Annotated in this window: 22 protein-coding genes; 21 read left to right on the top strand and 1 reads right to left on the bottom strand. The window is 50.5% G+C overall.

Annotation, left to right across the window (positions count from 1 at the left end; translation table 11 throughout):
* Positions 1–12: 12 nt before the first annotated feature.
* From ACE5KN_RS09495 to ACE5KN_RS09475, 5 genes are read left to right on the top strand one after another with little or no spacing between them, the layout of a single operon-like run.
* Complete coding sequence (locus tag ACE5KN_RS09495) at positions 13–1,122, top strand: nucleotidyltransferase family protein (protein WP_375525371.1); 1,110 nt, start codon at positions 13–15, stop codon at positions 1,120–1,122.
* Positions 1,085–1,849 (top strand): acylneuraminate cytidylyltransferase family protein, encoded by a 765-nt coding sequence (locus tag ACE5KN_RS09490; protein ID WP_375525372.1) that lies wholly within the window; start codon positions 1,085–1,087, stop codon positions 1,847–1,849. Before ACE5KN_RS09495 ends, ACE5KN_RS09490 begins: the two co-directional genes overlap by 38 nt.
* On the top strand, positions 1,842–2,579 hold the full coding sequence (locus tag ACE5KN_RS09485) for a class I SAM-dependent methyltransferase (protein WP_375525373.1): 738 nt from the start codon (positions 1,842–1,844) through the stop codon (positions 2,577–2,579). Before ACE5KN_RS09490 ends, ACE5KN_RS09485 begins: the two co-directional genes overlap by 8 nt.
* Before the next feature lie 19 nt (positions 2,580–2,598).
* The gene (locus ACE5KN_RS09480) at positions 2,599–3,414 is read left to right on the top strand and encodes an SDR family oxidoreductase (RefSeq protein ID WP_375533069.1); all 816 of its coding nucleotides are present in this window, start codon (positions 2,599–2,601) and stop codon (positions 3,412–3,414) included.
* On the top strand, positions 3,399–4,097 hold the full coding sequence (locus ACE5KN_RS09475) for an acetyltransferase (RefSeq protein WP_375533068.1): 699 nt from the start codon (positions 3,399–3,401) through the stop codon (positions 4,095–4,097). Before ACE5KN_RS09480 ends, ACE5KN_RS09475 begins: the two co-directional genes overlap by 16 nt.
* 191 nt (positions 4,098–4,288) lie before the next feature.
* Here ACE5KN_RS09475 and ACE5KN_RS09470 read toward each other — a convergent pair whose 3' ends face one another.
* On the bottom strand, positions 4,289–5,386 hold the full coding sequence (locus ACE5KN_RS09470; RefSeq protein WP_375525376.1) for a glycoside hydrolase family 88/105 protein: 1,098 nt from the start codon (positions 5,384–5,386) through the stop codon (positions 4,289–4,291).
* A gap of 135 nt (positions 5,387–5,521) precedes the next feature.
* Between ACE5KN_RS09470 and ACE5KN_RS09465 the strand changes: the two genes are divergently transcribed.
* The 16 genes from ACE5KN_RS09465 to ACE5KN_RS09390 all read left to right on the top strand — a co-directional run bounded on the left by ACE5KN_RS09465 (position 5,522) and on the right by ACE5KN_RS09390 (position 26,570).
* On the top strand, positions 5,522–6,400 hold the full coding sequence (locus ACE5KN_RS09465; RefSeq protein WP_375525377.1) for a helix-turn-helix domain-containing protein: 879 nt from the start codon (positions 5,522–5,524) through the stop codon (positions 6,398–6,400).
* Between the two features lie 115 nt (positions 6,401–6,515).
* Positions 6,516–8,768 carry a helix-turn-helix domain-containing protein gene (locus tag ACE5KN_RS09460; RefSeq protein ID WP_375525378.1) on the top strand — a complete coding sequence of 751 codons (2,253 nt, stop codon included), beginning with the start codon at positions 6,516–6,518 and terminating at the stop codon, positions 8,766–8,768.
* Between the two features lie 287 nt (positions 8,769–9,055).
* Positions 9,056–10,639, top strand: a complete 1,584-nt coding sequence (locus ACE5KN_RS09455; RefSeq protein WP_375525379.1) for an extracellular solute-binding protein — start codon at positions 9,056–9,058, stop codon at positions 10,637–10,639.
* Between the two features lie 31 nt (positions 10,640–10,670).
* A complete protein-coding gene (locus ACE5KN_RS09450) occupies positions 10,671–11,615 on the top strand; it encodes an ABC transporter permease (RefSeq protein ID WP_375525380.1) in 945 nt (314 codons plus the stop codon).
* 38 nt (positions 11,616–11,653) lie between these two features.
* Positions 11,654–12,526 carry a carbohydrate ABC transporter permease gene (locus tag ACE5KN_RS09445; RefSeq protein WP_375525381.1) on the top strand — a complete coding sequence of 291 codons (873 nt, stop codon included), beginning with the start codon at positions 11,654–11,656 and terminating at the stop codon, positions 12,524–12,526.
* 37 nt (positions 12,527–12,563) lie between these two features.
* A complete protein-coding gene (locus ACE5KN_RS09440; protein WP_375525382.1) occupies positions 12,564–13,550 on the top strand; it encodes a sugar phosphate isomerase/epimerase family protein in 987 nt (328 codons plus the stop codon).
* On the top strand, positions 13,525–15,261 hold the full coding sequence (locus ACE5KN_RS09435; RefSeq protein ID WP_375525383.1) for a hypothetical protein: 1,737 nt from the start codon (positions 13,525–13,527) through the stop codon (positions 15,259–15,261). Before ACE5KN_RS09440 ends, ACE5KN_RS09435 begins: the two co-directional genes overlap by 26 nt.
* A 115-nt stretch (positions 15,262–15,376) precedes the next feature.
* Positions 15,377–16,711: an ABC transporter substrate-binding protein gene (locus ACE5KN_RS09430; RefSeq protein ID WP_375525384.1), complete on the top strand. Its 1,335-nt coding sequence runs from the start codon at positions 15,377–15,379 to the stop codon at positions 16,709–16,711.
* Positions 16,712–16,759: 48 nt separating this feature from the next.
* Entirely contained in the window at positions 16,760–17,710 is a 951-nt protein-coding gene (locus ACE5KN_RS09425) for a carbohydrate ABC transporter permease (protein WP_375525385.1), read from the top strand.
* A complete protein-coding gene (locus tag ACE5KN_RS09420; protein WP_355317919.1) occupies positions 17,707–18,555 on the top strand; it encodes a carbohydrate ABC transporter permease in 849 nt (282 codons plus the stop codon). Before ACE5KN_RS09425 ends, ACE5KN_RS09420 begins: the two co-directional genes overlap by 4 nt.
* Positions 18,556–18,581: 26 nt before the next feature.
* Positions 18,582–20,438 (top strand): cache domain-containing sensor histidine kinase, encoded by a 1,857-nt coding sequence (locus ACE5KN_RS09415; RefSeq protein WP_375525386.1) that lies wholly within the window; start codon positions 18,582–18,584, stop codon positions 20,436–20,438.
* Complete coding sequence (locus ACE5KN_RS09410) at positions 20,435–22,039, top strand: response regulator (RefSeq protein WP_375525387.1); 1,605 nt, start codon at positions 20,435–20,437, stop codon at positions 22,037–22,039. The genes ACE5KN_RS09415 and ACE5KN_RS09410 overlap by 4 nt, the downstream gene beginning before the upstream one ends.
* A gap of 303 nt (positions 22,040–22,342) precedes the next feature.
* Positions 22,343–23,005 (top strand): amidohydrolase family protein, encoded by a 663-nt coding sequence (locus ACE5KN_RS09405; protein ID WP_375533067.1) that lies wholly within the window; start codon positions 22,343–22,345, stop codon positions 23,003–23,005.
* A 113-nt stretch (positions 23,006–23,118) separates the two neighbouring features.
* Positions 23,119–24,375: a hypothetical protein gene (locus ACE5KN_RS09400; protein WP_375525389.1), complete on the top strand. Its 1,257-nt coding sequence runs from the start codon at positions 23,119–23,121 to the stop codon at positions 24,373–24,375.
* 54 nt (positions 24,376–24,429) lie between these two features.
* Entirely contained in the window at positions 24,430–25,545 is a 1,116-nt protein-coding gene (locus tag ACE5KN_RS09395; RefSeq protein WP_375525390.1) for an isocitrate/isopropylmalate dehydrogenase family protein, read from the top strand.
* On the top strand, positions 25,542–26,570 hold the full coding sequence (locus ACE5KN_RS09390; protein WP_375525391.1) for a Gfo/Idh/MocA family protein: 1,029 nt from the start codon (positions 25,542–25,544) through the stop codon (positions 26,568–26,570). The genes ACE5KN_RS09395 and ACE5KN_RS09390 overlap by 4 nt, the downstream gene beginning before the upstream one ends.

Here is a 26,570-nt window from a genome sequence, read left to right as displayed (position 1 = left end):
GGAGGGAGGGAAATGGAAGAAGGCAGCGATAAGCAGGGGCCATTGAAGAAGCATATGCTCACACGGCGATCCACCATCAGGGAAGCCTTGGAAACGATTGAACGGACTGGGGAAGAGATTGCTTTAATAGGCGAAGAAGGGAAGCTGTATGGGATTGTTACCGACAGTGACGTTCGCAAGGGCATGCTTAAAGGAGCAACCATGCAAGATCCAGTTGATCGTATAGTCAATAAAAGCTACATTTATGCTTTTAATGACGAACCAAAAGAATGGGTCTGGCAGCGGATGACCGAGCTTCATATTCGTCAAATGCCGATCATTAACCGGAGAAGGGAAATCGTCGATCTACTGCTCATGAACCGCCGCACTCCGTCTCCCGAGATGTCAACAATTCCTGTATTGATCATGGCCGGCGGCTTGGGCACGAGGCTGAGACCGCTAACGGATCAAACTCCAAAACCGATGGTTCACGTAGGCGGCAAGCCGCTTTTGCATACCTTGATTGAGCGCCTTCAACTGGAAGGCTTTCGGGAGATGATCTTGTCCATTCATTATCGCAAAGAGGAAATTCAGCAGTATTTTGGAGCTGGTGAAGCCTATGGCGTTCATATACATTATGTTGACGAGCAGAAGCGAATGGGTACAGCCGGGGCGATTCGATTAGCGAGTCAGCTGCTTCAACAACCTTTCTTAGTGATCAATGGTGACATCATGACGAAGCTGAATTTTCGCCGATTTATGAGCTTTCATTTACAACAGCAGGCATCGCTCACGATCGCATCCGTTCCTTATGAGTTCCGGGTACCATACGGAGTCATTGAATCAAACGAGGCGAGGGTCAAGTATATAACAGAGAAGCCGCTTTATCAGTTCCTTGTAAGTGCTGGGATGTATTGTGTGAATCCTGGCCTGATACATTATATACCTGATAATGAATACTTTGATATGACCCAGCTTATTGAAGCCGCATTGGCGAACAGTGAGCCGGTTGTTCATTTTCCCATTCATGAATATTGGCTGGACATTGGCAGAATGCCAGATTACGAGAAAGCCAATGAAGACTATAAGCTTATTTTCGAAAAATATGATTCCCAAAGGTGTGCAGACGATGATCGAGGGTAAACGAGTCCTTGTGATCGTACCTGCAAGAAGCGGTTCCAAGGGATTGCCAGGCAAAAATATGATGTCGCTTCTTGGCAAACCGCTTCTTGCATGGCCCATTGAAACGGCTCTCGCCTCCCGTTATGTCGATAGGGTTGTTGTATCTACGGACAGTGAGAGTTACGCCTCTTATGCAAGAAGCTGTGGTGCACATATTCCGGTGCTGCGACCCGCATCGCTGGCTACGGATCAAGCCTCCAGTTCGGATGTAGTTGTCCATATGCTTCAACAGCTGGCACAGGCCGGCGAGTCATATGAGATACTGGTACTCCTTGAACCAACCTCTCCATTAACGGAGGCCAATGATGTGGATCACGCGTTGGAAAAGCTAATCCATTGTGGGCAGAGAGCCACTGCGATTGTCGGTGTTGGAGTCATAACGGCAGCCCATCCGGAATTTGCGATGGCTATCACGGACCAGGGATATCTTAGACCCTATCAAACTATATCAAGACAGCCTGGAAGAAGGCAGGATATCACGCCACTGTATCATCTTGACGGTTCTTTATACATTTCATATACATCCTCTTTTTTACAGCACCGAACCTTTTACCATGAACGAACCCTTCCTTTCATTATGCCTAAATATAAGGCACTTGAGATTGATGACTGGGTTGATTTCATTTGCGTGGAAGCTATTCTGGCGCATAAAAACAAGTGGACTAATGGAGGAACCTGCGATGCATGAAGATCAATACATTTCAGCATTGAAGAAAGACGGCAGCTTTGTCATTGACAAATTCAATTCGTTTGTCGGGTTCAAGTCGGAACAGCAGAAGTTTCTTGAGCAGATTCTTGAAGAGAACAACGTACAAATGGAGAATGCGGCAGACATAGCCTGTGCAAGCGGGGCTTTAACCTATTGGCTCAGTAAGAAGTATCCGGAAGCACGCTTCACGATGGCCGACCTGAATGACGATTTAATAGAAGAGGCCAAGAAGGTGAATCAAGGAGATCAGTTTTCGTATTATGTTCAGAATATCTATGATCTTTCCGAGCTAAAGGACAATGAATACGATGCAACCTTTTGCTGGCAAACGCTGCTATGTCTCGAGAATCCTCAACAAGCCTTGGAAGAATTAATACGGATTACACGAAAGAGAGGGAGAATCTATATCAGCTCCTTATTTGATCCTGTTCATGACGTAGACATCTATGCCAGAATGATTGATCTCACAAGGAAATCCGGCGGGGAGGGCCATTATACCCCATATAATACGTTCAGCATGTCAACAATCCGGAAATGGCTAAGCGCCAAGGTAGAGGAAATAAAGCTGTATCCTTTCAACATAAATATCGATTTGCCGGATATTCATAAAGGACTAGGCACCTATACGGTCCGGCTGGAGAACGGGGAACGCCGTCAATTCTCAGGCAGCCTGCATCTGAATTGGGGAATCCTCGAACTAGTGAAGTAAGGGAGGCAGCCGGGATATTATGTTTCAGTCGGATTGTCTGATGCAAAAGGTGGCCGTCGTTACAGGCGGTACAGGAATGCTTGGCAGTCATTACTGTCAAGCGTTAGCCGCCTCAGGAGCCAAGGTCATTATTGCAGACCTGCATCAAGAAGCTTGTGAAGCTTTAGCAAAACGGATTCATCTTAGCCATCCTTCCTCACCCGAACCAGTCGGTCTGGCTGTGGATTTAGCGGAAGAGGACCATATTCGAGCCTGGGCGCAACGAATACATGAGATAGCGCCAGCGGGTGCGGATATCATCGTAAACAATGCGGCAGTGAAGTCTCCGAATTTCTTTGAACCACTGGAGTCTTATTCCTTAGTGGACTGGAATTTCGTTATGAATGTGAATGTGACAGCGATGTTTCTGGTAGTGCGTGAGCTTGGACCAAACATGGCGGCAAAAGGCAAAGGCAGCATTATAAATATAAGCTCAATTTACGGTCTGGTGGGACCGGACCAACGAATTTATGAAGGCTCTTGGTACGAGGAGCTAGGCGGGCCGATCAATACACCATTAATATACTCCGTATCCAAGGGGGCTGTCATTGCCATGACGCGTTATCTGGCCACGTATTGGGGCCATAAAGGCATTCGCACGAATGCGATAACACCGGGGGGCGTGGCTTCAGGACAGAATACGAGCTTTACTGAGCGATACAGCGCGAAGGTCCCGCTTGGTCGGATGGCTCATGCGGACGAATTAATTGGTGCACTGCTTTTTCTGGCCTCTGATGCTTCCTCCTATGTGAACGGCCATAACCTGATTGTCGACGGTGGATGGACAGCATGGTAGCACTCGAGAAGCCGGAACTCCCAAAACCGATATTCATTATAGGAAGCGGGGGACAGACAAGGGAGACGGTGCAGCTAATTATGGATATCAACCGTGCCCTTCCCCGGTGGGCGATCATGGGATATATTGATGAACGTTTACAGCTCCATGGTGATATCATTTATGGCTATCCCGTCATCGGGAACATTGACTGTTTGCGGGAGCACTTGACTTCAGAGAGCCGAATCATCTGTGCAATAGGCCACCCAAAATCGCGTTTCAACGCCATACAACAGGTGGTGGCAGCAATACCCGAGGCCAGGTTTGCTACCTTAGTTCATCCAACAGCAGTTATCGGAGATGATCTCAAAATAGGGGAAGGGACCATTGTAGGCGCACATGCAGTGCTTACAACGAATGTCCGTATCGGTAACCATGTACTCGTAAACTATGGCGCTACGGTTAGTCATGATTCGGTCATTGAATCCTATGCATCCATACTGCCAGGCTGCAATATATCGGGGAACACGGTAATTGGAGAAGGAGCTTTAATAGGCGCTGGTACGGTGGTCATTCAACAGAAATCTGTCGGACACTGGACAACAGTAGGGGCCGGATCCGTTGTGGTGAAATCAATTCCGGATTTCTGCAAAGCCTATGGTGTTCCGGCTAAAGTGGTGGAGAATAGTGCAGATAGTGAATGACCCGCCTTCCAGTAACAACAGAAGCGGCAGCCTGGGACATGTGAATCTGACGTCCTGGGCTGCCGCTTATTTTTTTATTTAACTCTTCTGCTTCAAGAATATAAGGGATACGGAATATTGACCACAAAAGCAGCGATATTTTTGTACCAATGTATATTGCGATCAGGTGCCTCATTCTTTTGGATAATGGCCTATTTTGCAGCCAGATTCATCTCTGCGCACATGAGGATGAAAGCACCCGCTCCGTGCAGGTCGTTTTCGCTGGTTGGACGGGCAATATAGTGGGCATAGTCGCCGATTCCCGTGCCAATGCAAATGTTGCCGATCACAACGTTGCCGTTCTCGTCGAACTTCAGCGTATCGATTACGCCTTGGTAGCCTTTCCAGGCATATTCCATGTATTGAGCATCCAGATAGCCGAACCGAACGGCTTTGGCAATGGCATGCACATACAGGGATGTGCAGGAGTTTTCATGCCAATTATCCGGGCGGTCGCCTTTGTCGACAACTTGATACCATAATCCGGTAGCAGGATCCTGATATTTCGTCAGAGCGATAAGCAGATCCTGCACAATGGTTACGAGCTTTTCTTTATCCGGATGATCCTCCGGCATGTATTCGAACATTTCAAGCAAGGCGACGGGATACCAGCCGATGGCGCGTCCCCAGAACTCCGGAGCGAGGCCCGTGACGGGGTCGGCCCATTTGGCCTGCTTGGTTTCGTCCCAGCCGTGATACAGCAAACCGGTGACAGGGTCCTTCGTATGCTTCTCCATAAGCAGCGCCTGGAAGGCCATCATGTCAAAATAATCGCTATCGCCAAATGTTTTGGCGAATTGCACGGCAATCGGTCCGGCCATATATAAGCCGTCCAGCCACATTTGATTCGGGCAATGTCCCTTGTGCCAGAATCCGCCGGACGGATTTGTCGGCCAGGACTTCAGCAAGGGCACCAGGGTATGCAGCGCTTTTTTGTACCGCTCGTCTCCCGTCTGCTCGTAGAGGGTGAAGAGAAGCACGCCAGGCTGGATGTCGTCAAGCTCGTCGGACATAAACTTCTTGATGCTGCCGTCCTCCAGGATCTGGCTATCCACCCACCCTTTCATGTAGTCGTACAGCCTCTGTTCTCCGGTCTGGCGCCAGCATTTCTCCATGCCGGACAGGAAAACACCCTGATGGTAGTGGAATCGGTCCGGCGGAAGTTGTTCCGGCTCGAATTTGTTCATCAACGCTTCGCAGGCTTTCAGCGCCCATTGAATGGGGCTCATAATGGATGAAGCAGTTTGCATGCGCATCCTTCCTCCTTGGTTGTTTGTACTCCTATTCTAGCACCGGAATATGTACATGTTTTGCGGAATGTCTCATTTTCTTCTTATTTCTTGCGCTATAATAAACAACAGGTAAGGAAGGAGGAGGGGAGGAGCTTGGGAGATCTATATTTCGAAAATAATACAGGTACTTTCCAGGTATCCCACCGGAAAGCGTTAAGCCACCATATGCCGGTAAGCCATTTTCACAGCACTTACGAAATCTATTACCTGATGTCAGGCAAGCGGGAAATTTTTATTCAAGACCGGACGATTACCATTAGCGAGGGCGATGTCGTCATTATTGCACCCAATATTCTGCACCGTACAACCAATGCGGAGCGGCCGAAGCATGAGCGGCTCATTATCAATATGCATGAGCGGTATTTTTCGCCGGATGGTTCTCATAAGGAAGCGCTTCAGCCTTTGCTGGAACGGGATTATCTGATTATGAACGGTTCCTTGCGCACTAAGGAGCCGATCGAAACGCTTTCCAGAGCAATGATTCAGGAGATGCAGGAACGCGGAAAGGGCTTCGAATTGTTTGCCCGGACACTCGCCGTGCAGCTGCTCATCATGTGCTGCAGGCACTTCCGGCAGCATGATGCGGAGCCTCTGACATCACCAAGTCCCATGCACGAACGAGTGTCGGAGATCGTCCGTTATATTAACGATCATTACATGGAGGAGCTATCGCTTCATTTGCTGGCGGACAGGTTTTTTATCAGTCCTTATTACTTGAGCCGATCCTTCAAGGAGGCAACAGGCTTCTCGTTTGTAGAGTACGTGAACAGCGTGCGGATCAAGGAAGCCAAGAAGCTGCTGGAGAGCTCTTCCATGAAGGTGAACCTGATCGCGAGCAAGGTGGGCTTCGGGAGCGTGACACATTTCGGCCGAGTGTTCAAGACGGTCACGGGCAATGCGCCATTGCATTATAGAAGGAAAGGAGAGACGCGGCATACAAAAAATCAAAGAAGCAATGAAGGATCAGAATAAACCGGCAGCAGTCAAACTGATGCAAGAATATATACTCAGTTTTGAACAAAACTTCTCGGGGCTGGATTATAATGGTGAGTACGTAACGCAATGCTTATATGGAGGGGGATGTCTATTGATCCGTACCTGGTATCGCCGATTGCTGCTGTCCTACTTTCCTATTTTTTTACTTACCGTAACGATCCTGATTTTTGCCTCTTTTGTGTTTATCAATGATATTTCACGGATGGAAACCAGGAAAGCGGACCGCATCTCCACCAGCTATATCGTGGATAATGTAGACCGGACGATAAAGGAAATTGAACTGTCAGTGTTGGCGGCTGCTGAACGAAGTGATGCCTATAAACGTTATTTCAACAGTAATGGCCAGACGGATAGGGGGACAATATATGCGGTTGCCCAGAGCCTGCGCAATCTGACTGACGAAACACCTTACATTCAATCCATCTATCTATATGACAGGAAAAATGAAAGCGTTTTAACAGAGACAGGCCTAAAAGATCTTTCAGGATTTGCAGACGAAGACTGGATTCGCAGTATGGTCTCAGGTTCTTTGCCGGAGGGTTGGCAGCCTGTCAGGGAATACCAGGGCGAGTTCGCTCAGCGTACGCCTGTGCGTGTGCTTACCATAAATAAAGGAATGCCTCTGCCTTTTGGCTCGGAGGGTATGCTTGTCATCAATATCAAAATGAGCGGGATTGAACAGATCGTCGACAGTATGGTCAATGAACAGCTGTCCTTCCTGACGATCCTTGACCGCGACGGACAGACTGTATACCAGGCGCATTCGGACAATGAAGGCGCCAAAAATGGAAAGCAGTTGAACACGATTTACCTGGAAAGGCTTGGCTGGACGTTCTCCAGCGGCATCAAGGCGGGAAATCTGTTCGGCTGGGTGTCTGTGATTTCCTATCTCTGGGTGGCTATTGCTCTCGGAACGGTTGTCTGTGCGATTATATACCTGGTCTATGTTACTCGTCGCAACTACAAGCCCATTCAGGTGATTATGAACCGGATTGAAGGCCACCAAATCCGGACCATGGATCATTCCACTTACAGACCGGACGAAATGAAGCTCATTGACGGGGTGCTGGAAGATCTAATCAACCATATGACGGATTATGACAAAAAGAGCAGAGAAAACCTGCTGCTGCAGCGCAGCAAGCTGTTCACCGATCTGCTGCATAATGAGCGGCTGGACAATGCCGTTCAGCGGATGGAGGAGCTGTCACCGCTCACAGGCGTTCACTCCTCGTCCCGCTTTTCAGTTGTACTCAGCGAAATCAACCGTTACGAGCAGGTATTTCAGGATCGTTATACAAGAGACGACCAGAACACGCTCAAATTTGCCCTGATGAATGTCTTTCAGGAATTGGCGCGGGGGGCGAATTTGCAGGGCTGGGCGGAGTGGATCAGCACGGACCGGGCAGCGATTCTCTTCCTGTCAACCGGGAATGATGAGGAGATGACGGAGAAAATCCGTATCTTCGCCGAGAAATGCCGTTCCTGGGTAGAGCAGAATTTGCGTATCTCCCTCAGCTTCGGTATCGGACCGGTGGTAGCCAGTCCGGATGCAATTCGGGATTCTTACGCGGCAGCCCACAATGTGATGCAGCACAAGCTCTTGATGCACCAAGATATTGCTCTGGTGGAATACGGGGAAGCGCGCCAGCCTCTCATTGAAACGTACAAGTATTTACAGATGATTGCCGAGTTTGTCAAGCAGTTTCGGATGTCAAGCGGTCAGTGGCGGGAGCGGCTGGAAGAGATTTTTACAGCGTTCGAACAGGATTTTCTGCAGGACGATGATATTCGCTCTCTAATCCAGGCCATGCTGCAAATGCTGAGCAGGGAAGTAGCTGTGATGTCGGAGCAGCTGCAGGATGAACTGTCGACGGAAAAAGCTTCGATACAGCTGAAGCGGCTGGAAGAGGCGGAATCCATTCATAAGGTGAAGGGCATTCTGTTTGAATACTTGACCGGTTTATTCCGCACCTATGTCTCGGCCAGCGAAACGAAAAGCTACCGGGCAATGGTCAACGAAATGAAAAATTATATTGAAGAGAACTTTGCCAATTCCGATCTTTCCCTGAAGCATTTAAGCGATCGGTTTCAGGTGTCCGGCAAATATGCCAGCTATCTTTTTAAAACGGAATTTAATATGAAATTTGTTGATTTCGTTACGGAGTTGAGGATGAAGAAAGCCGAGCAACTGCTGCTGGAGACGGAGTATTCTTTAAAGGATATTGCGTTCAAGGTGGGTTACGCCAATGCCATTACGTTTGGCAGAGTATTTAAACGGGTAGCCGGAATCACGCCGGGCGATTACCGCTCTTTGCATCGCGGCCGCCCAATTTCCAGAACATGATACACAAGCATTTCAGATTGAATATGAACAGCTGATCTTATATTAGTTATTTTGAGACCGCATTCCTGCTCGTACTCCTCCGCCAGGAGGAGGCAAACACGAATGCGGTCTTTATTTGCGCCCTTTTGAAAGCGGTTTATTACACGAAAATGGTTGTATGGATAAACAGAAAGTCCGATTGGCAGCATCCGAAACAGGTTTATTGTCAAACCGCTGAAATTCATGAAATACTGTGGGCATCCTGGAACATCACAATTAAAATACGCAAAGGGGAAGGGGATGAAGGAATGGACATATTCCAAGGAGTTCTGAAGAAGGCTGTAGGGCTCGGAATGACCGCGGTCATGGCGATTTCCCTGCTGGCGGGCTGCGCAAACGGGGATTCGGCGGCAGAAGGGAAAAACGGCGGGCGAGTCACGTTGAAGGTTGAAGTGTTTGACCGCGGGAACAGCCCGGAACCGTATACCATTACCAGCAACTATTTGACGAAGCTGGTGCAGGAGCGGTTCGGCGATCCAAATCATATCGATATCGAGTTTGTACCGATTCAGCGCTCTGAGGAGGTTGCCAAGCTGAACGTTTTAATGGCGAGCAATACCGATGTGCCCGATATCGTCTTTACGTATGATTCCAGCGTATTTTACCGTTACGCCCAGCAGGGCGGTCTGACCGATGTAGGGGAATTGCTCGATGAATATGGTCCGAACCTGAAGAAATTTATTGGTGACGAAACACTTTCATTTGGTCAGCTTGATGGGAAACAGTTCGCGATCCCCGGCAAACGGGCGATCACGGGCCGCTATAGCTCATACATCCGCCAGGATTGGCTGGATAAACTGAACTTGCCTGTACCAACGACGACCGATGAGCTGTATACAACCTTGAAAGCGTTTAAAGAGAAGGACCCGGGGGGTCTTGGCAGCCAAAACATCCCGATGGGCATGGCGCTGGCTCCGGCCCAGTTTGAAACCCTGATTTATTCCTTCATTAAGCCGATCAGAGGCGATCTGACTTACGGCCAGCGTTATGAGCTGCCGCTTCATGAGGGCTTTAAGGATGCGATGCAATTTCTGAACAAGCTCTATAACGAAGGGCTGATCAGTAAGGATTTCAGTCTGGATGAAGATAAAACCCAATTGGCCAAAGATATTCAGAACGGCAATGTCGGTTACTGGTCGGAAGACGTAGATGTCCTGTTCTATGCCGATGGCACGCTGGATAACCTCTACAAAAATGTAGAGGGAAGCAAGGTGGTTCCAGTAGATGTCCTAACCAACCCCAAGGTTGAAAACAAGCATATTAAATCCCGCTATGCCTCGAACGGCATGTACATCATGATTCCCAAAAGCAGCAAGCGTGCCGTGGAGGCGATTAAGTATTTGGACTGGATGGCCTCAGACAATAATCTGATCGATATGTACAGCGGCGTTGAAGGTGAAAATTATGATCTGGTCGGTGGCATTCCGGTCGTTAAAGCCGATGCCTCTCAGGAAGTTGTGAACCGTATTTACAACGCCGGCGACATGGTCATCATCTCCAACGGCAAAAACATCGGAGATCAGGCTACCAACGAAAAAGCATGGGTGAGCGGCTTCCCGGAACGCAACCAGGAAATGCTGAAGCAATCGATCGCGATCGCAAACACCGACACGATCGGCCCTATCGTCTTCGGTAAGCCGATCGAAGCCGAAGCCAAATATGGAACCACACTCAATGATAAACTCTCCGTGATTATTGTGAAGACGGCAATGGCCAAGCCGGAGGAATTCGAAGCGGTTTACGAGCAGGAAATGAAGGATTATATGTCACTGGGCGGAGCTGAACTGAAGGAAGAGCTCGAGCATGCGCTAAAGGAGCTTCCGGCTCAATAAACTAATAATATGGGAAACCGGTGGGGCGGGGATGCCGCTTCACGCGGTTTTTACCCACAGGAGGAAAACCGAATTGAGCAAAGCGACATACTTAAGACGGTATTGGCAATTATACGCGCTGCTTTCGCTGCCAATTATCTATTTCCTGCTATTTCGTTACGGTCCGATGTATGGTGTGCAGATTGCTTTTAAGGATTTCAATCTGTTTCAGGGAATTGGAGGCAGCGAGTGGATCGGATTTGACGCCTTCCGCGAAGTTTTTGGAATGAGAGAGTTCTACAGCACCCTGCGCAATACCTTTATGCTGAATTTTCTGGATTTGCTCGTCTCTTTCCCGGCTCCGATCATCCTGGCTATTATGCTGTATGAAATCCGGTCGGTATGGTTCAAAAAAATATCGCAGACCATTTTGTACATTCCCCATTTTATTTCCTGGGTGATCATCGGAGGCATCGTTTATCAGTTGTTCGGCAATCAGTCCGGTATGGTGAACGGTGTTCTGGAGAGTCTGGGGCTCGCACCAATCCCGTTTCTGACCGAAAAAAATCCATGGCTGATCACTTATTTGTTCACAGGCGTCTGGCAAAGTGCCGGCTGGGGAACCATCCTCTACCTGGCAGCGCTGACTGGCGTTAACAAGGAGCTGTTTGAAGCTGCTGAAGTGGATGGAGCGACAAGGCTGAAGAAAATCCGTTATATCACGCTTCCCAGCATCAAACCAACCATTGTGACACTGCTGATCCTTAATCTCGGCAAAATGGTCAGCATCGGCTTTGACCGTCCTTACATTATCGGAAATACAGCTGTGCGCGAATATTCCGATGTGCTTAGCACCTTTGTGTACCGGATCGGTCTGGAATCCGGTCAATATACGCTGGCTACCGTAGTCGGATTGTTCCAGGCCGTGGTGGGACTGGTGTTCATTCTCGGCTCCAACTATATTTCGAAAAAAGTGACCGGAGACGGTATTTTGTAAAGGTTGATGTTTTTCTTATCAAGAAGGGAGTGAGTGCAATGAGTGAACGTACCTCTAACCGAATATTCGATATCGTTAATATTATGTTTGTGGCCTTGTTCGTTTTGTTCTGTCTGGCTCCGTTTTTGCATGTAATTGCCGTGTCGCTCAGCTCAAACCGCGCAATCACTTCCGGAGAAGTTACACTTTTCCCCGTAGAGTTGAACTGGAGTGCGTACATTAAAGTATTTTCCGATAATGCCATGATCCGCTCGCTCATCTTCACGATTGTTCTGACGGTTGCCACAACGCTGCTGTGCATGCTCTTCACGATCGCGGCTGCTTATCCGCTGACCAAAAGAAATCTCAAGGGCCGCAAATTTTTTATGTACCTGATCATTATCACAATGTTCTTCAGCGGCGGCATTATTCCCGAGTATTTGCTGATCCGCGATCTGCATTTGCTCAATTCGGTCTGGGCGCTTATTCTGCCCGGTCTGGTCAGCCCCTTTAACCTGATCATTCTCATTTCCTTTTTCAACAACATTCCTCCCAGCCTGGAGGAATCTGCTGAAATCGATGGCAGTTCCCATTTCCGCACATTGTTGAGTGTTGTAGTTCCGCTGTCCATGCCGGTTATGGCCACATTGGCACTCTTTTATGCCGTAGGACGGTGGAACGGCTTCCAGGATTCCCTCATGTATATTAACAACCCGGACCTGTATCCGCTGCAGCTTAAGCTGTTCCAGATGGTGCAGAACAACATGGTTTCTGAACTGACGCAGCTGGAAGGTGCGAACCGGACCCCGCTGACGCCGGAAAGCCTCAAAGCGGCCACGGTCATTTTCGCCACGGTACCGATTCTTCTCGTTTATCCGTGGCTCCAGAAATATTTTGTCAACGGGGTTATGCTTGGTGCCGTCAAAGGTTGAACCGTGAGCAAGGCGTGATCGAAAGGAGTACACCGTGATGGAGGACAAAGGAGCCTTCTCTTTTTCAACATGCTGGAACGTTAAGCGCCATGCTGTTGGCAGTGAGATGGTGCAGGAAATCAAAACTCTCGGCTTTCGCCGGGTGGAGCTGAACTACAATGTGACTAAGGAAATGCTGGCTGACATTGAGCCGATGATTGAGCGGGGGGAGATTGGCATATCCAGTGTCCACAACACCTTCCCGCATGTTCCGGACCCCGATTATGGAACGGATTCCGTGCTGCTCGGCTTTGAGAAAGAGGAGAAACGCCAGCGGGCGATTGAACTGCTGATGAGATCGGCCGAATACGCCCAGCGCTACGGCGGCGAGGCCGTTGTTGTGCATCCCGGTGAAGTGCCCTTTCCGAATGATATCAGCAAAGAGCTGGAGCAGATCTATAACAGGCAGGGCCGAGATTCGGAAGAATTCCGCAGCAAATGGGCGGAGCTGATGGGGCGGAGGGAGGCTTACAGTGCAGGTTATGTGCAGAAAATTATCAAGAGCCTCGATGAAGTATGCAACAGAGCAGCCTCCAAGGGCATAGACATCCGCTTGGGTCTCGAAACACGCTCCAAACCACAGCAGATTCCGACACTTGCGGAAGCAAAAACAATTATAAAGGCTTTGAAGGGAGCGCCTGTCGGCATATGGTATGATACCGGTCATGCCATAATGATGGATCGGCTGGGTCTGTACGACAGTGTGGGAGAAATGGACGATCTGATGGATGATATTGTTGGTGTCCACATTCATGAGGCCATTGGCCTCTCCGACCACTGGTGCCCCTATGTAAATAGTAAGAACAAGGATTTCTATGACGCTTATTTGCCGATGATTGAGCGGGCGCAGGTCAAGGTGTATGAACTAAAGGCGGCCTGCCGGCCGGAAGAAATCCATGAAAGCCATCGGCTGCTGGCTGCCAAGCTGGCGCGCAGAAGGCAATCGGGAGGGAATGACAATGTACAAGAAATTGGTGGAAAGTAATGACAGAGCGGTGGAGATAGGGCTATCCCGGCAGGTGCTTGATCCGCAGAGCCGTTATTATGGGGGGACACTTGATCCGGGTACGGGCATTGCCTGGGTTAATCACACTACAGGCACGCCAACGGACATGTGTTATTGGGGGGCTGCTCTGGTGAATCCCGATTCTGCGTATTACCGGGATGAGCAGCTGCTGGCACGGCTGCTGCTGGCGACGGAGTTTGTGCTGCACGCACAGCATGAGGATGGTGCTATCTCGCCTGGCTGGACCAACTACCATTCTCCGCCGGATACGGCCTTTGTTATCGTCGGCTACGCTCAGCTGTACCAATTGCTGGCACAGCAGGAGTGGGTGCCACTGCAGCCTGTGCTGGATAATATGCTGCTGTTTCTTAAACGAACCATTCCCGTCATGCTTACGGGGGGCGTGCATACGCCAAATCATCGCTGGGTGCTGTGCGCTGCACTTGGTTTTCTGTATAAGCTGTTTGGACTGGAAGAGGCTGTTCAACGGGCGGATCAGTGGCTGGCTGAAGGGATGGACATTACGCCGGACGGTGAATGGACGGAGCGCAGCAACGGGATTTACAACGCAGTCAGCGACATCATGCTTATTCATGCCGCACGTTTGCTGGATCGGCCGCAGCTGCTCGATCCGGTCCGCTTGAATCTGCACATGATGGTATACCTGGTCCATCCTTCAGGAGAGGTCGTTACCGATTACTCCGGGCGGCAGGATTTGGGAAGCATTCACGATCTGTCTGCGTATTATTTGCCTTATGCCATTCTGGCCCGTTGCGACAAGAATCCTGTATTCGCGGGCATGGCTGAATGGGCCGGCCGGTCGCTTGCTGATCCGGGTGTCTGCTCCGTCAACGTGCTTGTACGCATGCTGCTGGAGCCGGAGCTTCAGCAGCCGTTTGAGGCAACGGAGGACCTTCCCGTGAAATACGAGAAAATACTGAATGGTGATTTTCTGCGGCACGGCTATTTGCAGAATATGGAGGCCGCCGGCCATCAAGGGCGAATCTTCCACAGCCGTTTGCATACCGATTTCGGCGCACCTGTTGCCCGCTACAGGGACGGCGGTACCAGTGTGACGCTGATTACGGAGACGCCTTCTTTTTTTGCTCTTCGCCATGGAGAGGTGAGACTGCTGGCCGTGCAGCTGGCTTCTTACTTTTACCCGGGATTTGTGCCGATGCAGGAAATGACTAAGCTGCCCGTAGGATACCGTCTGGCAGGAGAGCAAAAGAAGGGATATTACGGCCCAGTCGAAGGAGCGCTGCTTCCGCCGACATCCGGAACGCCGGTAAGCCCTTGGTATTTGCTCCCACACCATATCCGCCCGCTTACTCATGAACAAACGTTCCGTGTGGAGGCGGAGGTTCAGCGCACTGACGAGGGCTGGACACTCCGGCTGCATGGTGATGAGCCAGGGGAAGTCATGACACAGCTTTCCTTCATTTTTGGAAGGGAAGGGAGCTTCACTTCGGGAGAACTCCGGCCTGTAAGAGAGGACTGTTATCTCTGGAGCGGTGGCAAGCTCCGCTATGATTGCGGCAAGGACTGGATCGAACTGACAGGGGGCGAGCTGGGCCATCTGGCTGCCACGGTGCGCGAGGCGAAGCTGCAGGATAACTGCAAGGCAGTGTTGGTCAACTTTCTGACCCCATTCGACAAGACCTTTACCATCACTCTATCTCCAATTTAATCCCCCCTTACTTTTTTGACAGGATAGCTTACTTTTGTTTATGTCCTAAGTGGAGGAATCCCGTTACAATACAAATGTAAGCGATTACATAAAAAGAAGGGGAGGAAATTCATTCATGCTGCATATGAAAAAGTGGGCAACCCTGTGCTGCCTGACCCTGTTATTGTTCGCTACAGCCTGTTCGGGCGGAACCTCCGGCACATCATCCGGGTCCGGTGACAAGGATCAGGGAGGAGGCACCAGTCAAATCGAGCTGCGCATGACGTGGTGGGGCTCGCAGACCCGCCATGATCTGACAACCAAGGTCATCAAGCTGTTTGAAGAAAAGCACCCCGGCATTACGATCAAACCGGAATACTCCGGTTGGGACGGCTATTTTGACAAGCTGACGACTCAGGTCGCCGGCTCTAACGCCCCGGACATCTTGCAGATGGATTATGCCTTTTTGACCGACTTTGCCCGGCGCGGTGCGCTGCTGGATCTGACTCCTTATGCGGAGAGCAAGGAACTGCGCACCGAAGAGCATGACAAAAGCATGCTCAAGGCCGGGACGGTTGATGATAAGCTGTACGCCATCACGCTTGGCGTGAACGCCCCTGGCGTCATTTACGATGCCACGCTGTTCAAGGAGCTGGGCATCGAGGAACCGAGAGAAAGCTGGACGTGGGAGGACTTTGGCAAGATTGCCGCCAAGATCGCGGCTGCCAAGGGCGAAGGCTTCTATGGCTCGGTGGACATTTCAGGAACGACGAACATGTTCGAAATTTTTATCCGCCAAAAGGGCAAGGGGCTGTTCGATGGAGGAACCATGACGGCTACCAGCGAGGATCTGCAGCAGTGGTTTGACATGTGGGCTGCGCTCCGCAAGAACGGTGGAGCCACGCCTGCCGAAGTAACAGCCTCCACGACCAGCGCGCTGGAGACACGGCCGATCTCTGTCGGGACGGCTGCCATGGAGTTTACCTGGTCGAACCAGCTGCTCACATTTCAGCAGGTCAACAAAAATCAGGACCACAAGCTGGCGATCCAGGTCATTCCCCATGGTGTGGGTGAAAAGCAAATCGGTGAATACTTGAAGCCGGGCCAGTTCATCTCCGGTTATGCCAAAACGAAGCACCCCAAAGAGGTAGCCATGTTTATCGACTTTATGGTGAATGATCCGGAAGCAACAGCCATTCTGGGCTCGGAGCGCGGTGTTCCCGTCAACTCCAGCGTTCGTGAGCAGCTGCAGCCTTCGCTGTCAGACGCGGAGAAGGAGATTTTCAAATTTATCGACCTTGTGTCACAACACTCCAGCGAGATTGATCCGCCATACCCGCAAGGATATTCCGAAGTGGATTCAAGCTTCAAGACCGCAAGCGAACAGATCGCATTTGGTCAGGGCAGCACTCAGGACGTCATTGCACAGTTCATTGAAAATGCCAAGGCCGCGCTTGCCTTAGGGCAATAACCGCTTGCATGCGACCGAACTTAAATGAGCGGGGAGGTAGGTTTTAACATGAGTACAACACAGGTCAGCCATACGCGAGCCGAGCGTGTGGCGGCCCGGGCGGTGAAGCGGAGATATGCCCACAACCGGGCAGCTCTCCTGTTCCTGGCTCCGTGGCTGGTTGGTCTGCTGCTGCTGACACTTGGTCCCATGGCTGCCTCATTATACATTTCGTTTACCGAATACAGTATCCTGACCGCCCCTGTGTGGGTCGGTCTGAATAACTACATTACGATGTTTACTTCAGATCCATTGTTCATCCAGTCCCTAAAGGTTACGTTTACCTATGTTGCCGTTTCCGTACCGATCAAGCTGATCTTCGCGCTGCTCGTGGCGCTGCTGCTGAACAAGGGCATTCGCGGGCTTGGCATTTACCGTACCGTATATTACATTCCTACACTGCTCGGCGGCAGCGTGGCCATCGCCATGCTGTGGCGCAAAATGCTGGGCGGTGACGGCTTGCTGAACGGGCTGCTGGCCATGATCGGCATCCAGGCCCCGGATTGGGTTGCCAACCCGAAATATGCCCTGTATTCCATCGTGCTGCTGTCCGTGTGGCAGTTCGGTTCGTCCATGATTATTTTCCTGGCAGGCCTGAAGCAAATTCCACCGGAATATGAGGAAGCTTCAGCCGTGGACGGAGCGAGTCCGGTCCGGCGATTCTTCAGCATTACCCTGCCGATTCTGTCACCGGTCATCTTCTTCAATCTGGTCATGCAGCTGATCACGTCATTCCAATCGTTTACGCAGGCCTTCGTCGTCAGCAATGGCAGCGGCGGCCCCGTCAATTCAACGCTGATGTACTCCCTGTACCTTTATAAAAAGGGATTTTCGTTTTATCAGATGGGTTACGCGTCCGCGATGGCATGGATACTCGTGATTCTGATCGGCGTGTTTACATTGCTCGTGTTCCGCAGCAGCAGACTGTGGGTGCACTATGAGGACGGTAGAAAATCATGATCGGACAACGCAGCTCTACGGCATGGATCGTCACGAAGCATGTGCTGATTTCGGCCATTGCCTTTGTCATGCTGTATCCGGTGCTCTGGATGCTCGGCAGCTCGTTCAAGCCGGGACATATGATTTTTACGGAAACATGGTTTTGGCCGAGGGAATGGAACTGGAGCAATTACGTGAACGGCTGGACAGGGATTCAGGGCAATCCGTTCTCCCGTTTCCTGATCAACTCGGTTATGCTGTCGCTCGGGGCGGTGCTGGGCAATGTCATCTCCTGCTCCATGGCCGCTTATGCCTTTGCCAGACTCGATTTTCGCTTCAAATCGATCTGCTTCGGACTGATGCTGATGACGATTATGCTGCCGCATCACGTAACGCTCATTCCACAGTACATTCTGTTCAACCACCTGGAATGGATTAATACGTATCTGCCGCTTGTCGTGCCGAAATGGCTCGCAACGGATGCCTTCTTCATTTTCCTGATGGTGCAGTTCTTCCGCGGACTGCCCAAAGAGCTGGACGAAGCGGCTACGATCGACGGCTGCGGACTGGTTAGCATTTACACCAAGATCATCCTTCCGCTCGCTTTTCCGGCACTGGTGACAACGATGATCTTTACCTTTTTGTGGACATGGGACGACTTCTTCAGCCAGCTGATCTATCTGAGCGATGTAAGCAAGTATACGGTACCGCTCGGTCTTCGCCTTTTCCTGGATTCCAGCTCTCAATCCGACTGGGGACCGATGTTCGCGATGTCCATTCTTTCGCTGGTGCCATGCTTTGTTGTTTTTATCGTATGTCAGAAATACTTCGTGGAAGGCATCGCAACCTCCGGGCTCAAAGGATAATTCCAAGACGAAGCGAGGGATACTGCATGAGGAAACGAAGCTGGTCCTTGTTCATCCGCCAAAAGCTGCAGCAAAGCAAGCTCACCACATTGATGGTGACTTGCTTTATTGCGTTTAATCTGCTGCTCGTGTCGGTGATCGTGTGGCTTGCCTACCAGTCGTTCGCTACGGTTACGTTTACGGAGATCAGCAAGGCGCGCCTCGCCCTGCTCAATGAGAGCACACGGCGGGGCTTTGACTTCATAACAAGTGTGACGGGGACGGCCTACTCCCTGGCAAGCAACCGCGAGCTGTCAAATCTGCTGGATACGACGGGGGCAGGAAGACTGACACAAATTCACCAGCGGCGTGAAGCCGCCAAAATACTGGAGCATACCTTGGTGGTAAGCGAAGGCATCACCTCCGTGGAGCTTTACACCGATGCCTTTAACGGCGTGACCGTAGCGACGGCAGACCGCATCTATCCCGTAGATACGATCACTTCCGATCCATGGTTCGGCACATTGGAGCAGGCGGATGCAGCCTGGGTGCCGTTAAAGGAGAATGCATCGGGCCATTCGCTGATCGGATATGCCCAGCGCATTTTCGACAGTCACGGAGGCACGGTGGCCTTCGTTCTGATCCGTTTAAGCCGAGAGGACATCATTAGCAGGTTTGCCGATCTGCCGCTTGTTCTTGATGGACAGGTTCTGCTTGTGGACACGGCGGGCAGCCTCATCATGCAAATGGGTGAAACAGAAATGGCGGAGACGACTGGCAGCTCTGACGGCTCGTCGTACCCGAAAATGGCAGTTGGCAGGGAGCCGGAACCCGTCATTAATCAGGCCTGGCTTGAGGAACACGCTGCGCGTGGCGGGGACGGATTCGAGGTGGTCTCCGGTCCGGGCGGTTCGAGGCTAGTTCTCTATTCCCGGCCTGCGACGCTGCAGTGGCGTCTCGTACAAATCATTCCCGTACATACGCTGCTTGCTCCGGTCAAAACAGCAGGATGGCAGGTACTGGGGGTTGCCGTTCTGGGGCTCATGTGCTCGGCCGTGCTCGCCTGGCTGTTCGTGCGCGGCATTGTACGGCCATTAAAGCAGTTAATCCATCGGATGCGGCAGCTGGAAGGCGGGGACTTCGATACACGCATCGAGCTGTCCTTCACCGAGGAATATGCCCATCTGGCGAATGGTTTTAACCATATGGCATCCCGGTTGACCGGGCTGATGGATCAGGTTCGCGAGGAGAGCCGGGCGAAGCGGGAAGCGCAGACCGGCTTGCTGGAGGCGCAAATCAAACCGCATTTTCTGTACAATACACTGGACATGATCCATTGGCGTGCCATGGATTATCAGGCACGCGATATCAGCCGCATGATTGTGCAGCTGAGCAAGCTGCTGCGCATCGGATTGAGCGGGGGCAGGCTGTTCATCCGGGTCCGGGATGAGCTGGAGCATGCCCGCTGTTATGTCAGCATTCAGGCGGAGCGTCTGCCTTTTTCCATTGATTACGACGAACGGATTGATCCGCGTGTGCGCGGCTGCTACATTCCGAAAATCATACTGCAGCCCTTCATTGAAAATGCCGTCATGCATGGTCATCCGATTGAGGGAGTGCTCCGCATTCGGGTGGAGATGCAGGCGGATGTTGGCGGTCCGCAGGGTAAAGTGATCATTCGCATCACGGATAACGGGCAGGGGCTGCCGGAGGGATGGACGCTGGAGGAAGCCTGCGGCATTGGTGTGCGTAATGTGCATCAACGCATTCAACTGTATTGCGGAGCGGCCTATGGTGTACTGCTGAGGTCTGCCGACTCGGGCGGTGTGGAAGTAACCATCACATTGCCGCGCATTGATCATGAGGAGAAGTTGAAACTTTGGCTGGGTGGTGAGAGCGCATGAAAACCATCATGCTGGTGGATGATGATCCGCATATGATCCGGGCGCTGACCGATCACATTGACTGGTCATCTCTTGGATTGCGCATCGCAGGCACGGCTTCAAGCGGTACCGATGCGCTGGAGCTGTTCCGCCATGTGCAGCCTGATCTGGTAATGACGGACGTATATTTGCCCGGCATGACAGGGCTTGAGATTACACAGACGCTGAGGCGTGATCATCCACATCTGCCGATTATCATCCTGAGCGGATATGACGAATTCGAGAATGCCCGTGCGGCGATGCGCTGGGGAGTGAATCATTTTCTGCTGAAGCCTGCCGAAGTGGAAGAGATTGAGGCCGTGCTGCGCGAAGTGCTGCTGGAGCTGGATGTGCGTGAGCGGCACGAGCGGCTGGAGCGAACCTACAGGCAGGAGATTGGACGAGTGCTTCCCTATTTGAGAAAACAGATTTTGCACGAGCTGCTCACCACGCGCTATCGTCAGGATGAGCTTTCCCCCGAACGCATGGATTACGTGGGACTCCGCAGGCCTGAGCACGTACGTGCAGTCAGCCTTCAGCTAAACCGTCCTGAATTTCTGACACGGATGAAGGAGCGGGACTGGCAGCTGCTTCGCTATGGGGCAGCGGACATCATCCGGGAGACCGTACAGACATTCGTGCACACGATGGCAGGTGGCCAAATCGAGGTGCTCGATTACTCGGACCGGGTGTTCGTGCTGGTGCTGCTTGAGGATGAGCATGTGACTGAGCCTTTGGAGCCGCTGCTTCAGCGAATGATCGACCAGGTATTTACGTATCTCAAGATGGAGATGAGCGCCGGTATCGGAACCCGCAAGGCTCATCTGTGCGAGCTGATGGATTCCTATCTGGAGAGCCGGGAGGCGCTTGAAGCGGCTGAATTCCAGGGAGGAAGCCGTGTGTACTGCTATGAGGCGTCCGGGTGGACTGAGCCGTCAGCTCCCGATTATTCTCTGTATCTGCAGCAATGGAATGAAGCTTGGGCCGATATGCGACCTGATTTGGCAGAAGAGGTGTGGCAGAGGATTCGTGCCTTGGTGGAGGAAGGGGGAGGTACCAGCATTCAGGATGTACAGGTGGTGGCCGTGAGCCTGTTCGACACACTGATCCATAGCTGGAACCGCCGCTACCCCAGACTTGACCCTCCGCTGGCCATGAGTGAATTTCTGAAGGGCATTCAGCTTAAATACACCCTGCCGGATCTGATATGCTGGATCGACGGTATTATCCAATGCTGGCTGGAGCAAACGCGGAAAGAGACGGCCGAGAAGAAAAACAACAAGCTCGTAGCCCGGGTGAAACAGTATGTGGAAGAGCACTATGCGGAAGAGATCAGCTTTGAGGCCATCGCGCGGGGATTATATGTTCATCCCAAATATTTGAGTCAGCTGTTCAAACGGGTAACGGGAGAGAACTTCGTAAGCTATCTCAATAAATACCGGATTCAAAGGGCGATGGAGCTGCTGAAGTCGGGACATTACATGGTGTATGAGGTGAGCGAGATGACGGGATTTCGGAATGCCACCTATTTCAGCCAGGTATTCAAGATGCTTACCGGAAAAAGCCCGTCCGAAGTCAGCTAGGCATGGTTTATGGGGGATGCTGTTTATCATGAAATGAAGCGCTTAACCTTCAGGATAAGCTTTAAGCTTAGAAGGATTAAGCGCTTCATCATGTTCAGATTTCATAAATAATGTAAAGGGTTTAAAAAATATGTTTGACAACGAAAATGTAAGCGATTAAAATCACTGTATACATTGTATACAACGTATACAAAAAAACATGCGAAGGGATGATTCCTGATTAAAATCATTGATACTCACATGCATTTGGGTCTTTCCAAGTTTTCGGGAGTGAGTACAACGGAAGAGGATCTGATAAAAGCAATGGATCAGTTCGAAATTGCAACCGGTTTCGTCATGCCTCAACCAACATTGGAGAATGTTTTCGATGTCCATACTCGCATTGCTGACATGATGGAAAAGTATCCAAAGCGAATTTACGGAATGGCCAGTCCGGACCCTTGGCTGGAAGAAGAGGTCTATGTAAAAGAAGTAGAGCGCTGTATCAAGCAATTTGGATTTGTTGCAATCAAACTGCATCCGTTAGGGCACAACATCAGCCCGTTATCCAAACATTGCGACAAAATTTACGAAATGGCTGATCAATACCAGGTTCCTGTTTTAGTTCATACTGGTACAGGAAATCCTTTTTCTTTGCCCTCACTGATGATGGATCCGGCTAAGCGTTATCCAAATGTCTCTTTTATTCTCTGTCATGCGGGATTTGCTGTGTATGCGGATGAAGCACTGGTCACGGCAAAGTATTGTGAGAACATCTATCTTGAGCCATCATGGTGCCAAACTTATATGACGCGAAAGATGATTGACCAAGTCGGGGTGGAAAAAATCATAATGGGCTCCGATCATATCAGCAATATTCCAGTGGAGCTGGCCAAGTATCACAATATTGGTTTAACGGATCAGCAGTTAGAAGCTATTTTTTATGAAAATCCCAAACGGATATTCAGACTGCATGGCCTGGAATAGTGGCATCAGAGAAAACCGGTATAATGATTATTTTAAAGAAGTAAGTCGAATGATTAGAGGGGAAACGGATATCTTCGCACTAAGTTTTGTTTCGCCAGAAGGGAGTAATCAACATGGGTAAAACCGTACTAAGCATCGAAGGAACGGATTTTTATATCAATGGCAAAAAAGTGTATGAAGAAATCAAGGGCAGCCGGCCGGAAGCACATGGCCTGTTAATGAACGCCAGATTTATTCAGGGAATCTTCGATGACAGTGAAGACCCAGGCCGCTTCCATCGTTTCGGGAGGACATTTGATCCGGAGCGGAACACAGATGATTTGATCACGGCTCTTCCGGAATGGTACGCGCACGGTCTCCGCGCATTTACGGTAGGACTGCAAGGCGGCGGACCTTGTTTTACATTGTTCAACGAGAAGTTACACAATAATCCCTTTGGCGAAGACGGCACAAGCCTGGATCCTGCATACGCCAATCGGTTGGACCGCTTAATCCGTGCGGCTGATGAGATTGGGATGGTGGTCATCGTAAGCTTCTTCTATTTTTTTCAGGCGGAAAAGTTGAAGAATGGGCGTGCCATATTGGAAGCAACCCGTACGGCGTCACGCTTCCTCAGGCAAGGCGGATATACGAATGTGATCATCGAAATTGCCAATGAGCATGATCTGACCAAGAAGCATTCCTTGCTTGAATATCCCGAAGGGATCGTAGCTCTATTGGAAATAGCGCGACATGAATCTGGCGGACTTCCTGTAGGGTGCAGTTCAACCGCCAGTTTTATTAGCGAAGAAGTGGCAAAAGAGAGCGATGTTGTATTCTACCATGGAAATGGCCGTACCAGGCAGCAATACTATAATGATGTTTGCCAGCTTAGGAAATGGGCCCCGAATGCTCCGATTGTTTGTAATGAGGATTCCCAGGCTGTAGGCAATATGGAAGTGGCGGCTCGCCTGCACACATCATGGGGCTATTATAACAACTTGACCAAACAGGAGCCGCCGACAGACTGGCGGATTACAGATGGAGAAGATCGTTTCTTCGCACACCGCATGGCCAAAATCATTGGAATTTCGCTGCCGGAAATCCCTTTTGAGCAGCAGTTTTATTTGCAGGGTCTGGAAAAAGAGATCACCCTCGATGGAAAGCGGTGGATACGATTGGCCAGCTTATATCCGGAAACGATCGATTATGTAGAATTTTTCCGGAACGGTCAATTGGAATATCAAAGTTACGATGAGCCGTTTTTGATGAACTTTGTATTCAATTGGTATCAAAGCCCTTCGCTCGAAAAACCGGAGGATACGGAATGGAAGGCCGTTATACATCTGAAATCCGGAGACGTGCTCGAAAAGAAAGTGCTTCTTAAATAGAACAGGCACAACCTTGGATAACAAACCATACTAGGAGACGAGGAGAAATAGAAAATGAGCAGATACAATATTTCCGTGCTGGCAGGAGATGGTATTGGCCCTGAAGTAACGGAGGAGGCATTAAAGGTATTACGCGCTGTACAGCAGATGCATGGCACTTTCGATCTTGAATTTGAAAATAACGGAGCGAGCTCCGGTCAATTTCTGAAGATGGGGAAAGCCATGACCGAAGAGCAGTTTGCTCAATGTAAATCAGCCGATGCCATGCTGATGGGTGCAATAGGATTGTTCGAAGCCCGCCATCAGGATGGTAGGGAAGTCAACGGGGACGTAATTTTCCGGCTGCGTTTCGATCTGGATCTGTATGCAGGCGTTCGCCCTGTGAAGCTCTATGAAGGAGTACCCGGCCCGCTTCGCGATCAGGGAAAAGGAATCGATTACGTAGTGGTTCGGGAAAATATCGAAGGTTTGTACGCATCGCGGACAGGAGGCTGTAATGTCCGTGACGAGATAGCAACAGATACCATTATCATTACAAAGACCGGCACGAAGAAGATTGTCGACTATGCGTTCCGCCTGGCATGCAAACGGCAAGGCCGTCCGGTGGACGGCAAATCGATGGTAACCTGTGTGGATAAAGCCAATGTGTTGAGCTCTTATGCCTACTTCCGCAAAATTTACGACGAGGTTGCGGCAAATTATCCAGGTATCGAAAAAGACTATGCTTATGTGGATGCCATGGCTTTCTATCAAGTTATTCAACCTTCCCAATACGACGTGCTGGTTGCCGAAAATATGTTTGCAGATATCCTGTCCGATCTTTCTTCAGCGACCATTGGCGGACTCGGACTTGCGCCTTCGGGTGACATTGGCGACCGTCATGCAATGTTCCAGCCTTCGCATGGCTCGGCGCCGGGAATCGCAGGCAAGCAAATAGCCAACCCCATTGCCACCATCCTGTCTGGCGGGATGATGCTGGATTGGCTGGGCGAACAGCATCAGGATAACAGCTTAATTCAAGCAGGGAAAGACATTGAGGCAGCAGTGGCGGCGGTATTGAAGGAAGGAATTATTCGCACGGGAGATATTGGGGGCAAATCCTCGACATCGGAAGTGGGAGATGCGGTTGTTCGGGAATTAATCAATCAGCATGAGGAGGCACAGCCGTGAAGCGTCTCCAAGGAATCATAGTAGGCTCAGGACATTTTGCCCAAATTCAAATGGACGCATGGGCACAAGTTAAGGGCGGCGTGATCATAGCAGTTGTCAGCCAGGATGCGGAAGGAGCGAGAAGGCTGGCAGAGGCTCATCAGATTCCCCATTGGGGAGCAGACTCGGATATTGATGAGCTGATTCATAAGCTAAAACCGGATTTTCTGGATATCTGTACTCCACCGGATTCTCATTTTAAATATGCCAAAATCGCTGCAGATCAAGGGATTTCGGTGTTATGCCAAAAGCCTGTTGCTCCTACTCAGCAAGAAAGCGAGCAGCTGGTGCGCTACTGTAGAGATAAGGGTGTGCCAGTCATGATTAATGAGAATTGGCGCTGGCAAGGTTGGTACAGAGAAATACGCAAGATCATTGATTCGGGGCAGCTTGGACGCCTTTTCCGGGTATACTTTTCGATGCGTCCCGGGGATGGGTTCGGCCCATCTCCTTATCCGCTGCAGCCTTATTTTAAAGACATGGAGAAGTTTCTTTTATATGAGACCGGGGTGCATTGGATCGATACTTTCAGGTATTTATTTGGAGAAATCGAGAGCGTGTACTGCCAGCTGAGAACTTGGAATCCTTTGATAAAAGGTGAGGATGACGCGATTGTGCTGTTCAATTTCATCAATGGGATGACAGGCATATATGATGCCAATCGGGTGGTTTATACGGCAGAGGTTCGCCCGCCAACCTATGGCTGGATGAGCCTGGAGGGCGAGCTTGGCAATTTGCGGCTTGATGAAAACGGCCGTATTTTTATTACATTGCGCGGCGAGACAGAGCAAGAGCATGCTTATGATATTCCTGATGGGTGGAAAGGCGGCAGCGTAATTTCTGCTCATCAGCATTTTATCGACGGATTGCTTTCAGGGGACAACAATTATTTTGAGACAGAAGGCGAGAAATATATGATCTCCCAACGGATCGTTTACGCATGTTATCAATCAGCTAGTGAACGGCGAGTCGTTTCTATTTCTTAG

It is taken from the genome of Paenibacillus terreus (genome assembly GCF_042138595.1).
GTDB classification, from domain to species: domain Bacteria; phylum Bacillota; class Bacilli; order Paenibacillales; family Paenibacillaceae; genus Paenibacillus; species Paenibacillus terreus.
The sequence above is the reverse complement of the archived record's forward strand: the minus strand, read 5'-3'. Positions and strand labels throughout refer to the sequence as shown.

What these genes read in the sequence shown, in the direction of transcription:
- ACE5KN_RS09480 (WP_375533069.1), top strand. Translation starts at nt 2,599, where the DNA reads ATGTTTCAGTCGGATTGTCTGATGCAAAAGGTGGCCGTCGTTACAGGC.
- ACE5KN_RS09400 (WP_375525389.1), top strand. Translation starts at nt 23,119, where the DNA reads ATGGGTAAAACCGTACTAAGCATCGAAGGAACGGATTTTTATATCAAT.
- ACE5KN_RS09425 (WP_375525385.1), top strand. Translation starts at nt 16,760, where the DNA reads ATGAGTACAACACAGGTCAGCCATACGCGAGCCGAGCGTGTGGCGGCC.
- ACE5KN_RS09445 (WP_375525381.1), top strand. Translation starts at nt 11,654, where the DNA reads ATGAGTGAACGTACCTCTAACCGAATATTCGATATCGTTAATATTATG.
- ACE5KN_RS09430 (WP_375525384.1), top strand. Translation starts at nt 15,377, where the DNA reads ATGCTGCATATGAAAAAGTGGGCAACCCTGTGCTGCCTGACCCTGTTA.
- ACE5KN_RS09490 (WP_375525372.1), top strand. Translation starts at nt 1,085, where the DNA reads ATGATTCCCAAAGGTGTGCAGACGATGATCGAGGGTAAACGAGTCCTT.
- ACE5KN_RS09435 (WP_375525383.1), top strand. Translation starts at nt 13,525, where the DNA reads ATGTACAAGAAATTGGTGGAAAGTAATGACAGAGCGGTGGAGATAGGG.
- ACE5KN_RS09495 (WP_375525371.1), top strand. Translation starts at nt 13, where the DNA reads ATGGAAGAAGGCAGCGATAAGCAGGGGCCATTGAAGAAGCATATGCTC.
- ACE5KN_RS09440 (WP_375525382.1), top strand. Translation starts at nt 12,564, where the DNA reads ATGGAGGACAAAGGAGCCTTCTCTTTTTCAACATGCTGGAACGTTAAG.
- ACE5KN_RS09420 (WP_355317919.1), top strand. Translation starts at nt 17,707, where the DNA reads ATGATCGGACAACGCAGCTCTACGGCATGGATCGTCACGAAGCATGTG.
- ACE5KN_RS09405 (WP_375533067.1), top strand. Translation starts at nt 22,343, where the DNA reads ATGGATCAGTTCGAAATTGCAACCGGTTTCGTCATGCCTCAACCAACA.
- ACE5KN_RS09470 (WP_375525376.1), bottom strand. Translation starts at nt 5,386, where the DNA reads ATGCAAACTGCTTCATCCATTATGAGCCCCATTCAATGGGCGCTGAAA.
- ACE5KN_RS09410 (WP_375525387.1), top strand. Translation starts at nt 20,435, where the DNA reads ATGAAAACCATCATGCTGGTGGATGATGATCCGCATATGATCCGGGCG.
- ACE5KN_RS09395 (WP_375525390.1), top strand. Translation starts at nt 24,430, where the DNA reads ATGAGCAGATACAATATTTCCGTGCTGGCAGGAGATGGTATTGGCCCT.
- ACE5KN_RS09475 (WP_375533068.1), top strand. Translation starts at nt 3,399, where the DNA reads ATGGACAGCATGGTAGCACTCGAGAAGCCGGAACTCCCAAAACCGATA.
- ACE5KN_RS09415 (WP_375525386.1), top strand. Translation starts at nt 18,582, where the DNA reads ATGAGGAAACGAAGCTGGTCCTTGTTCATCCGCCAAAAGCTGCAGCAA.
- ACE5KN_RS09455 (WP_375525379.1), top strand. Translation starts at nt 9,056, where the DNA reads ATGGACATATTCCAAGGAGTTCTGAAGAAGGCTGTAGGGCTCGGAATG.
- ACE5KN_RS09485 (WP_375525373.1), top strand. Translation starts at nt 1,842, where the DNA reads ATGCATGAAGATCAATACATTTCAGCATTGAAGAAAGACGGCAGCTTT.
- ACE5KN_RS09450 (WP_375525380.1), top strand. Translation starts at nt 10,671, where the DNA reads ATGCCGCTTCACGCGGTTTTTACCCACAGGAGGAAAACCGAATTGAGC.